Origin of the sequence: Frateuria sp. (genome assembly GCF_035695185.1) — a bacterium.
In the GTDB taxonomy this organism is placed as follows: Bacteria; Pseudomonadota; Gammaproteobacteria; order Xanthomonadales; family Rhodanobacteraceae; genus Frateuria_A.
In genome coordinates this window covers 1-10,366 of the sequence record NZ_DASSES010000169.1, presented here as the reverse complement: position 1 = coordinate 10,366, position 10,366 = coordinate 1, and the positions used below count along the sequence as shown (strand labels likewise).

The following is a 10,366-nucleotide window of genomic DNA, read 5'->3' as shown; positions in this document are numbered from 1 at the left end:
CGGCACGATCGTGGAGATGCGCCCGTCCTTGGCGGTGGAGGGCGTCATGAAGATCGAGATGTAGGCGTTGCGCGCGAAGTCGCCCGAGCCGCCGATGCCGTTCTGGATGCGCGAGCCCATCACGTGGGTGGAATTGACCGCACCGTAGATGTCGGCCTCGATCAGCCCGTTCATCGCCAGGCACCCAAGCCGGCGGATCACCTCCGGATGGTTGCTGATCTCCTGCGGCCGCAGCACCAGGCGCCCCCGGTAGCGCGCCGCGTCGGCGTTGAAGGCGGCCGCGGCCTCGGGGCTGAGCGAGAAGGCGGTTGCCGAGATCACACCGAGCCGGTCGGCGGCGAGCAACTCCAGCATGCCGTCCTGGATCACTTCGGTGTAGGCGGTCATGCGCTCGAACGGGCTGTCGAGCAGGCCGCCCAGCACCGCATTGGGAATGTTGCCCACGCCCGACTGGATCGGCAGCAGCGCGGCCGGCAGCCGTCCGAGCTTCACCTCGTGGCGCAGGAACTCCAGCAGATGGCCGGCGATGGCGCGGGCCGCCTCGTCCGGCGGCCGGAACGGCAGGTTGCGGTCCGGCGCATCGGTCTCGACCACGGCCACGACCTTGTCCGGATCGCAGCGCAGGTAGGGCTCGCCGATGCGGTCGGATGGCCGGACGATCGGAATCGGTACGCGGTGCGGCGGCAGCGCGGTGCCGTAGTAGATGTCGTGCATGCCCTCCAGCGCCGGGCTCTGCCAGCGGTTGACCTCGACGATCACCTGGCGCGCCTGCTCGATCCAGGTCTTGTTGTTGCCGACCGAGGAGGAGGGCACCACCGCGCCGTCGGCGGTGATGCCGCTGACCTCGATCACCGCCGTGTCCAGCGTGCCGAGGAAGCCCTGCCAGGCCATCGGCGCGACCTGGCTCAGGTGCAGGTCGAAATACTCCATGCGCCCGGAGTTGATCTGCTCGCGCACCAACGGGTCGGAGTTGTAGGGCAGGCGGAACTCGATGCCCTCGGCCCGCGCCAGCGCCCCGTCCAGCTCCGGCCCGGTCGACGCCCCGGTCCACACGCGAACGCGGAACGGCCGTCCGGCCGCGTGCTCGGCCTCGATGCGCGCGGCGAGGGCCATCGGCACCGCCTTCGGGTAGCCGGACCCGGTGAAGCCACTCATGCCGACGGTACTGTGCGGGGCGATGTAGCGGGCCGCCTCGTCGGGGCCCATCACCTTCGCGCGCAAGCGCTCGCACTCGATCCGCTGCCGATCGCTCATCCTGGCCGTCCCGGGGGTGTAAACGTCCTGGGAAGGCTACGACGGCGTCTGCGTCGGCGGCGTGTGGGCCCTCCCGACCCGTTCGGAAAACTGTGGGCGGCGGCCACCGGCGCGATTACCATGCGTATCGTCCACGGCGCGCGTGTCGGAGGGCAGCGCTTCCGGCCCGGCCGCCGCCCAGCCTGAACCGCATTGCCCCCAGGGGTTCAGGCCGTCGCGCGGCTTTACGGCGGTCTGTGATACCAACACCTTTTATTGACGGATCTGAGCAACAGGTGACGACTTGAACGACCTCATGAAGGAGCAGGCCTCCCTCGGCGTGTCCGGACTCGACGACGTATTGAATGGTGGCCTGATGAGGGGCTGCCTGTTTTTGCTCGAAGGCAGCCCGGGCACGGGCAAGACCACTCTGGGCCTGCAGTTCCTGCTGGCCGGGCGGGACGCCGGCGAGCGGGTGCTCTACATCACGATGTCGGAAACGGAGAGCGAGCTGCGCGGCACGGCGGCGTCCCACGGCTGGTCGCTCGATGGCGTGACGATCTTCGAACTGGTGCCGCCGGAGAACCTGCTCGACGAGGCCCAGCAGCAAAGCCTGCTGTATTCGTCCGACCTCGAGCTGGGCGAAACGACCAGCCGCATTTTCCAGGCTTTCGAGCAGATCAATCCCGACCGGGTGGTGCTCGACAGCCTGGCCGAGATCCGCCTGCTCGCGCAGGGCTCGCTGCGTTATCGCCGCCAGGTGCTCTCGCTCAAGCACTACTTCGCGCGGTCCCACGCCACGGTGCTGATGCTCGATGACCTGACCAGCGACACGACCGACAAGACCGTGCACAGCGTCGCGCACGGGGTGCTCCGGCTGGAGGAGCTGTCGCCCGACTACGGTGCCGAGCGCCGGCGCCTGCGCGTGCTCAAGTACCGGGGGCGGCATTTCCGCGGTGGCTACCACGACTTCGTGATACGCAGGGGCGGCGTGCAGGTGTTCCCGCGGCTGGTCTCCGGCGAGCATGGCGAGGACTTCGTGCGCGACCTGCTGCCATGCCCCTCGCCCCAGTTCAGCGCGCTGCTCGGCGGCGGCATCGAGCGCGGCTCCAGCGTGCTCGTGCTGGGTCCGGCGGGTACCGGCAAATCGCTGCTGGTGCTCACCTTCGTCGCCAGCGCGGTGGCGCGCGGCGAGCGCGCGGCCATCTTCATCTTCGACGAAGAGCGGGCGTTGTTCGTCCAGCGTGCGCTGGGCGTCGGCCTCGATGTGGAAAGCATGGTCGACAGCGGGAAGCTGGTGGTCGAGCAGATCGATGCCGCACAGATGACCCCCGGCGAATTTTCCGCCCGTGTCCGCCAGCTGGTGGAAGAGGGCGTGCGCACCGTCGCGATCGACAGCCTCAACGGCTACCAGGCGGCCATGCCCGAGGAGCAGGCGCTGGTGCTGCACATCCATGAGCTGCTGCAGTTCCTCAACCGACGCGGCGTGACGACCTACCTCACCGTCGCCCAGCATGGCCTGGTCGGGGATATGCGGTCGCCAGTCGATGTCACTTATCTCGCCGACACGGTTATCCTGCTGCGCTACTTCGAGGCCCGGGGACGGGTGAGGCGTGCGATTTCCGTGGTGAAGAAGCGCGCCAGCGCACACGAGGACACCATCCGCGAGTACCGCATCGGTGCGGGCGGCATCCTGCTGGGAGAGCCGCTGATCCACTTCCAGGGCGTACTCCGAGGCGTCCCGAGCATTGCGCCGAGCGATGCGGAAAACCGTCTGATGCCGGACGGACCGTGATCCCGCACCTTTCCGAGCGCGCCCTCGTCCTGGCGCCCCACGGCCGCGATGCCCAGGTGGCCTCCGCGATCCTGGCCGAAGCGCAGATCCGTTCCTTCGCCTCGCCGTCGATCGATGCGCTGGTGGAAGGCATGGCGGCGGGCGCCGGTTTCGCGCTGGTGACCGAGGAAAGCCTGCTGGAGGCCGACCTGCATCCGTTGGCCGCGTGGCTGGAAAAGCAGCCGGAGTGGTCGGACTTTCCGTTCATCCTGGTCACGCGCCGCGGCGGTATCGAGCGCAATCCGGCCTCGGTGCGCCTGCTGGCCGTGCTGGGCAACGTCACGTTCCTGGAACGGCCGTTCCACCCGACCACGCTGGTGAGCCTGGCGCAGTCGGCCCTGCGCGGGCGGCGGCGCCAGTACGAGGCGCGCTCCCGCCTGGCCGCGCTGCACGACAGCGAGCAGCGCTTCCGGGCGGCCGTCCAGGCCGTGCAGGGCGTGCTGTGGACCAACAACGCGCAAGGCGAGATGGACGGAGAGCAGCCCGGCTGGACCCAGCTGACCGGCCAGGACGAGGAGGCCTACCGGGGCCTGCGCTGGGTCAGCGCCCTGCATCCGGACGACGTGCAGCCGACGCTCGATGCCTGGCAGGCCGCGCGCAAAGCGCGGCGCATGTTCAGGTTCGAGCATCGCCTGCGCACGCGCGAAGGCGAGTGGCGCACCTTCAGCGTCCGGGCGATCCCCACCTTCGACCGCAAGGGCGAGATCCGCGAGTGGGTCGGCGTGCATACGGACGTCACCGACCAGCGCGCCACCGAACAGTCCCTGCGCGAGCTGACCGCCACGCTGGAGCAGCGCGTGATCGAGGAATCCTCCGCCCGCGAGGATGCGATGGCCAAGCTGCACGAGGCGCAGAAGCTGGAGACCATCGGCCAGCTGACCGGCGGCGTCGCGCACGACTTCAACAACCTGCTGATGCCGATCACCGGCGCCCTGGACATGCTGCATCGCCGGTTCGGCGAAAACGACGCGCGCGTCGCCCGGCTGATCACCAACGCGCTGCAGTCGGCCGAGCGCGCCAAGATCCTGGTGCAGCGCCTGCTCGGCTTCGCCCGGCGGCAGACCCTGGAAACCCAGGCCGTGGAGCTGGCCCACCTGCTCGAAGGCATGCGCGACCTCATCAGGAGCTCGGTCGGCTCGACCATCCTGGTACACACGGATTTTCCCGACGACCTGCCACAGGTCCTGGCCGATCCGCACCAGCTCGAGCTGGCGATCCTCAACCTCTGCGTCAACGCGCGCGACGCCATGCCCAAAGGCGGCACGCTGTCCATCGAACTGGCACCCGTGGCGTCGGGTCCGACCCCGGAGCATTCCGCCACCGGCTATGTGCGCATCGCCGTGACCGACACCGGCGTGGGCATGGACCGCGAGACCATGGCGCGCGCGGTCGAGCCGTTCTTCTCGACCAAGGAAACCGGCCGGGGCACCGGCCTGGGCCTGTCGATGGTGCACGGCCTGGCCGGCCAGCTCGGCGGGCACTTCGCGATCGACAGCACGCCGGGCGTGGGTACGCGGGTGGAGCTCTGGCTGCCGGTCACCACCGCGACCGCGCTGGCGCACCGGCGCGATGCCGACGACGGCCGTGTGCCGGCACCAAGACGACCGCTCGACGTGCTGCTGGTCGACGACGAGCAACTCGTGCGCGACGGTACCGCCGCCATGCTGCGCGAACTGGGCCACGGGGTGGTGGAAGCCAGCGGTGCGGGCGAGGCGCTGGACAAGCTGCGCGAAGGGCTGCACGTGGACCTGGTGGTGACCGACTACAAGATGCCGCGCATGGACGGCGCCGAACTGGCGCGGCACCTGCGGGAGTCCCGGCCGGACCTGCCGGTGTTGCTGATCACCGGCTACAGCGGGCATGCGGAGGGCACCCGTGGCCTGGCGCGCCTGGGCAAGCCCTTCCGCCAGGCCGACATCGCCGTGGCCATCGAAGAGCTGGTGCATCCCACCCCGGAGAAAAGGACCGCGGAGGCAGGGCGATCGCTCTGACTTTAGGAAACGCTCACGCTTCCTGTGCGCGGGCTTAACACGGAAGTCACAAGTCTTGCATCCCGGGTGGGGGATGCCGACCAATGGACAACCTGATTGTCGCGGTGCTTTCCAGAAAGCGGCCCCCCGCGCTGGTCGGTTACCTCGTGTCCCTGGTGCTGGTCCTTGCGGTGCAGGCGTTCGAGTACGTCTTTCCCCCGGCGCTGCACCGCTACCTGCCGTTCCTGCCGGTGGTGTTCTTCGCGGCCGTCGTCTTCGGCCGCCCGATCGGCCTGTTCACCACCTTGCTCAGTGCCGTACTCGGCGACGGCGTCGCCGCCTTCGTGCTCGAGCACCGGGCCCCCGGTCCGGAGGAAGTGCTGTTCCTGGCGCTGTTCGTGGCGGTCGGCGTGACCGCGTCGGTGCTGGTCGAATCGTTGCGCTCGGCCGTCTGCAAGTTGGTCGACGCCGAGGCGGAAACGTCGCTCCTGCTGGACGAGCTGGCCCACCGCACGCGCAACGACCTGATGATGATTTCCTCGGTACTGGGGCTCCAGGCGATGCGCCAGACCGACCCGCATGCGCGCGCCGCGCTCGAATCGGCGGTGGCCCGCGTGCGGGTGATCGCCGAAGCCCAGGAACGCCTGCGCAAATCCGGCAAGCAGGGCGAGGTCGAAGTGGCCAGCTACCTGCGCGCACTGGGCCACGGCCTGGCCGAACTGCTGCGCGACGTGCGCCCCATCAACGTGCGCGTGAAGGCCAGCCCCCTGGCGGTGGAGGCTTCGGTGGCCGTATCGATCGGCCTGATCGCGAACGAGCTGGTCACCAATGCCTTCAAGTACGCCTTTCCAAGCGGGCAGGGCGGCACCGTGCAAATCACCCTGGAAGCGGCCGAAGACGGGATCGTCCTAAGCGTGGCGGACGATGGCGTGGGCGCGCCTCCGGCCATCAAGGACGGCCTGGGGACCCGCCTGGTACAGCTGCTCGCGTCCCACCTGGGCGGTAAGGTCGAGCGCGTGCCGGTGTCGAGCGGACACCGTGTCAACGTGCTGCTGCCGATCAAGTCATCCGCGCCCGCGGCGACATCGACGGGCGCCTGATCCGTCGCGGCAGGGCGACCGGGCGACGGCCGGCTCGGCGAAGGGAGGCGGCAAGCCGCGGCGAGGGTGCCGGCCCGCCTCCACCGGTCGCATCGGCAGGTCCCCAGCGCAACACTGGGCCCGCCGCCCGCTTCGCGTTCAGTGCGCCTGCTGCACCGTCGCACGCTCCGCCTGCATGGGACCGCGGAAGCCGCTGGCCACCGACGCGGCACGCGTGAAGGCATCGGTCATCGCTGGCCCCGGTATCGCCAGCACCGTCTTGAGGTCGGTCACCCCACCGGCCGCCTCGGCCACGATGGACGAAACCGCCACCCCCTCGTCCGGCCCCTCGGAAATGATCAGGAAGTCGTACTCGCCGAAGGTCATGTAGTACCCCAGCAACTTGCCGCCACTGGCGGCGAAGAGCTTCTCGACCTCCTTCGAGCGATCCTGCGGATGCCCCACCATGCTGCGGATGGCGTCGGGCGTGTAGCGGCCCTGGGTGATGAAGGTAGGCATGGTCGTGGTCCTTGTGGGGGGGGAGGGGCCGATGCTCACACCTGTGGCACGAGCGGTTTTGATACAGGTCAACATCCAGCCAGCAGCCCTAACCTGCTCGGGCATTGCGCTTCCGTCCGGCGGGCTAAACCGACGGAGAAACCCAGCGTTAGTCGCGGCTGCCTCGGCATCGTCAAAAAAAAAGCATCCCCGTCGTTCATCTGCACCCGAGTGCTTTCGATGAATTTGTTGTACTGGGACTACGGTCGTCGATCAGAGCAAACGCGCTGACCCTTCTGCATTTTCAGGCAGAAGGCTCGTCCAATTTGCTTTTCGCTTCGTCACCTGCGAAGCAGCCCTTGAAGAAGTCGGCTGTCTGCGGATCGCAGCAATATACGTAACAACCCTTCATGCCTCGGGTCATTAGCGTTTTGTAGGTATTACGGATGATGCGGTCTAACCTGTCGCGTGAAGCCTTGGGATCGGCCTTTACCATAGATTTCCATCCGCGGATGGACCGGTCCATGCCCGAACGAGCCTCAGGCCTTGTGACGAGAGACCCATTACGGGCGACCAGATCCGCACCAATGATGACGCCGATGTAATCCAGTTCCAGTCCTTGGCAGGTGTGGATGCAACCGACTTCTTCCACAGAAGTGGGAGACACTATCCAAAGACTTCCGTCGCTACTCAAATTCCAGCGCTTGGCGTACCCATGCTCGGGAATGACAATGTCGTAGCGGTCAGGACTCCGCTTGCTTACCCAGTCCCAGCAGTAGCCGGCTACGACGCGGGCTTTGTTGTTGTGGTTGCGAGCGGCGATCAGATCGTGAAGCTCGTTTGGTGAATCCACAACGCGGAAGTCGAACTCTTTGGTGTCCAGACGAGTGTTCGCCGTTTTACGCACGCCAAGCGTGTTGTCCAGCCAGGCCAGGTAGCCGTCGGAGCCGCTACACCGGAACTGTGACGACAGTTCCAGATGAGAGACTTCCGCGCCCATCGCGTTGGCGCATCGCGCAAGCTCCCCCGAGTGCCCGATGTCGGACAACGTGACGATCTGATCATCGTCCACGAAGAAGATGGAGCACTTGCTGCTGCGGATGATCTCCTTGATCTGGTTCTCGCCGAGGTTGCTGTACATGCCCGACTTCTCGTTGAGGCGGTGAGCCTCGTCGACAATCAGCGCGTCGAAAGCGTTGGAGCTGGTCTCTATGAACGAACCGGAGCCGGAGAACAGGTTGTCGATCGCCGAGAGGCGCAGGTTGCCTTTCAGCTTGGCCTTGAAGACGGCACGCGGCGCGGCGTTCTTGGAGACGTACTTGCAGACGAGCCCCAGCTTGGACAAGTGGGCGAGGAGGTTGATGGCGATGACGGACTTGCCGGTCCCGGGGCCGCCCTGGATGATGACGACCTGCTTTTTCTCTTCGAAGGCAGCGGAGGCCAGAGCCGCCGCGTTTTCGAACACCACCTTCTGATCGTCGATCAGCACGAACTCCCGCTGGCCTTTCAGCATGCCGACCAAGCTGTCGACCAACATCTTCGATGGTCGGATACGGCCGTTCTCGATCTCGTAGATCAGCTCGGCGTTGTCCCCATGCCGGATGTGCTGCTTGATGAACTCGCGCAAGCGTCGGAGCTCTTCCTCGCCCTTGAGGAACAGCGGGGCCTTGTGGATGTAGTCCCCGTAATACTCCGGGTGATCGATGATCCCGTCTCGCACATAGTTGTGGAGGTAGGCACATGGGCTCAAGGAAACGGCCCGCTTGTAGACCGCTTCGTTGAAGCCCTCAAGAAGTGCTGCGTAAGACCAGGCTTGGTAGCAGGGGTGTGCGCCTTCGCGTTCCGGCGCCATGCCGCCACGTCGTGCGGCAATGACGCCGTCCTTGCCGGTGAGGCGCGCCTCCGACCATTGTTTCAACTCAACAATAATCAGTTTGGGGCCGGCGTCAGTGCGGCCGGAGATGATGAAGTCGATCCGTTTGGATGTCTGCGGTATGCCGAACTCGACACCGATTCCAGCATCCTCGGGGATGCCGGGGTCCCGTAACACCCGGGCCATCTCGCTTAGCGAATATTTCCATGCGCGGTATTCGGCTTCGGGCGCATAGTGACCCATGCGCTCGAGGTACTTGCTGGCGATGACATGTTCGATGTCCCGGTTTTCGTGGTCGTCAAGGAACTTGGCCTTGTTTGCCTGGTAAACGATCACCCGCAGCCCCCTGTGGCTGTCCTTAAAACTCGGAGTACTTCTTGCTGCTGCCTTTGGCCAGGTCGACCGGATACTTGGCGGCATTGATCTCGAGCTTGCGCCTGGCCGCCGCTAGCAGATCGATGTCCAGCTTGTCAGTCAGCTGTAAGAGATAGAGGAAGATATCGGCAGCTTCTTCGGAGACAGCCTCGGTCTTCCGGCCATCCAACGCCCGGCTCTGTTGCTCGGTCATCCACTGGAAGTGTTCCAGCAACTCCCCCGCCTCGACGGAGAGGGCCGACGCGAGGTTCTTGGGCGAATGGAATGGCTCCCACTCTCGCTCCCGGGCGAACGCCCGCAGGGCTTCCTGTAAGGAAAGAATCTCGGCGTTCACGATCTGCTGGTCCGTCGTTGAGTACCTGCACGAGCATAGCGCGGAGCCTGAGAACGGCCCATCCGGCCGCCCATGACTTCCGGCCGTATCCCCCCGCCACCCGGTCGGGTAAGACTCGGCGGTCCTGTGCCGTTCGTCACCCCAAGGGTGCCGCCTGCACGGCTTGCCGTTCCGCTTATCCCGAAGAAGGACCCGTATGCGCCGTCACCTCTCTACTGCAATCTGCCTGGCCCTGGCCGGGCTCACCATGGCTCCGCTGGCTGCCGCGTCGGCGGCCGAGGCGCGGGAGGCGACGACGCAGTTGCCGCGCGGGGTGGTGCCTTCGCACTACGACGTGGCGGTGACGCCGCATGCGGACAAGCTCTCGTTCGATGGCCAGGTGACGATCACCCTGGCGGTGACCAAGCCGACCCGCTCGATCACGCTCAACGCCGCCGACCTGACCTTTTCCAAGGCGACGCTGACGGCGGAAAAGGGCAGGATGGCGTTCGCGGCGCCGACCATTGCAGTGGACGCGAAGGCGCAGACCGCGACCTTCACCTTCGACCACCCGATTCCCGCCGGCACCTACCGCCTGGCGATGACCTACGCCGGCAAGATCGGCACGCAGGCCAACGGCATCTTTGCGCTGGACTACGACACCAAGGCCGGCAAGAAGCGCGCGCTGTACACGCAGTTCGAGAACTCCGACGCGCGCCGCTTCATCCCCTCGTGGGACGAGCCGAACTACAAGGCCACTTTCACGCTGACCGCGACCGTTCCGACGAGCGAGATGGCGGTGAGCAACATGCCGATCGCCTCGAAGAAGGATCTCGGCAACGGCATGACCGAGGTGCACTTCGGCCAGTCGCCGAAGATGTCGACCTACCTGCTGTTCTTCGGGCTGGGTGACTTTGAGCGCGCCACGACCACGGCCGACGGCACCGAGATCGGCGTGATCACGCAGAAGGGCATGATCGACCAGGCGCAGTTTGCGCTGGATTCGTCCAAGCGGGTCCTCAAGGAATACAACGACTACTTCGGCGTGCCGTATCCGCTGCCGAAGCTGGACAACGTCGCCGCGCCGGGCCAGAGCCAGTTTTTCTCGGCGATGGAGAACTGGGGTGCGATCTTTACCTTTGAGTACGCGCTGCTGCTCAACCCGCACATCTCCACCCAGCTGGACAAGCA

The 10,366-nt window shown here is 66.2% G+C and carries 8 protein-coding genes; 4 read left to right on the top strand and 4 right to left on the bottom strand.

Annotated elements, in window-relative coordinates:
• Positions 1–1,254 (bottom strand): acetyl-CoA hydrolase/transferase C-terminal domain-containing protein (locus VFH59_RS13775; RefSeq protein WP_325165483.1); only part of this gene is annotated, 1,254 nt, incomplete at its 3' end.
• 295 nt (positions 1,255–1,549) lie between these two features.
• Here VFH59_RS13775 and VFH59_RS13770 point away from each other — a divergent pair.
• From VFH59_RS13770 to VFH59_RS13760, 3 genes are all read left to right on the top strand, one after another.
• Positions 1,550–3,028 (top strand): ATPase domain-containing protein, encoded by a 1,479-nt coding sequence (locus tag VFH59_RS13770; protein WP_414655898.1) that lies wholly within the window; start codon positions 1,550–1,552, stop codon positions 3,026–3,028.
• A complete protein-coding gene (locus tag VFH59_RS13765; RefSeq protein ID WP_325165481.1) occupies positions 3,025–5,058 on the top strand; it encodes a hybrid sensor histidine kinase/response regulator in 2,034 nt (677 codons plus the stop codon). Before VFH59_RS13770 ends, VFH59_RS13765 begins: the two co-directional genes overlap by 4 nt.
• A gap of 83 nt (positions 5,059–5,141) precedes the next feature.
• A complete protein-coding gene (locus tag VFH59_RS13760; protein WP_325165480.1) occupies positions 5,142–6,137 on the top strand; it encodes a sensor histidine kinase in 996 nt (331 codons plus the stop codon).
• 138 nt (positions 6,138–6,275) lie between these two features.
• Here VFH59_RS13760 and VFH59_RS13755 read toward each other — a convergent pair whose 3' ends face one another.
• The 3 genes from VFH59_RS13755 to VFH59_RS13745 form a co-directional block, all read right to left on the bottom strand.
• Positions 6,276–6,635, bottom strand: coding sequence for a GYD domain-containing protein (locus VFH59_RS13755; RefSeq protein ID WP_325165479.1), 360 nt, complete (start codon positions 6,633–6,635; stop codon positions 6,276–6,278).
• A gap of 283 nt (positions 6,636–6,918) precedes the next feature.
• The gene (locus tag VFH59_RS13750) at positions 6,919–8,823 is read right to left on the bottom strand and encodes a DUF2075 domain-containing protein (protein WP_325165478.1); all 1,905 of its coding nucleotides are present in this window, start codon (positions 8,821–8,823) and stop codon (positions 6,919–6,921) included.
• Between the two features lie 22 nt (positions 8,824–8,845).
• Positions 8,846–9,196: a nucleotide pyrophosphohydrolase gene (locus tag VFH59_RS13745; RefSeq protein ID WP_325165477.1), complete on the bottom strand. Its 351-nt coding sequence runs from the start codon at positions 9,194–9,196 to the stop codon at positions 8,846–8,848.
• 196 nt (positions 9,197–9,392) lie between these two features.
• Here VFH59_RS13745 and VFH59_RS13740 point away from each other — a divergent pair.
• Positions 9,393–10,366, top strand: a 974-nt coding sequence (locus VFH59_RS13740; protein WP_325165476.1) for a M1 family metallopeptidase, incomplete at its 3' end; no start/stop codon positions are given.

Bases quoted from the DNA above. Each gene is read 5' to 3' on its own strand.
- VFH59_RS13770 (WP_414655898.1), top strand. From the start codon at position 1,550: ATGAAGGAGCAGGCCTCCCTCGGCGTGTCCGGACTCGACGACGTATTG.
- VFH59_RS13760 (WP_325165480.1), top strand. From the start codon at position 5,142: ATGGACAACCTGATTGTCGCGGTGCTTTCCAGAAAGCGGCCCCCCGCG.
- VFH59_RS13755 (WP_325165479.1), bottom strand. From the start codon at position 6,635: ATGCCTACCTTCATCACCCAGGGCCGCTACACGCCCGACGCCATCCGC.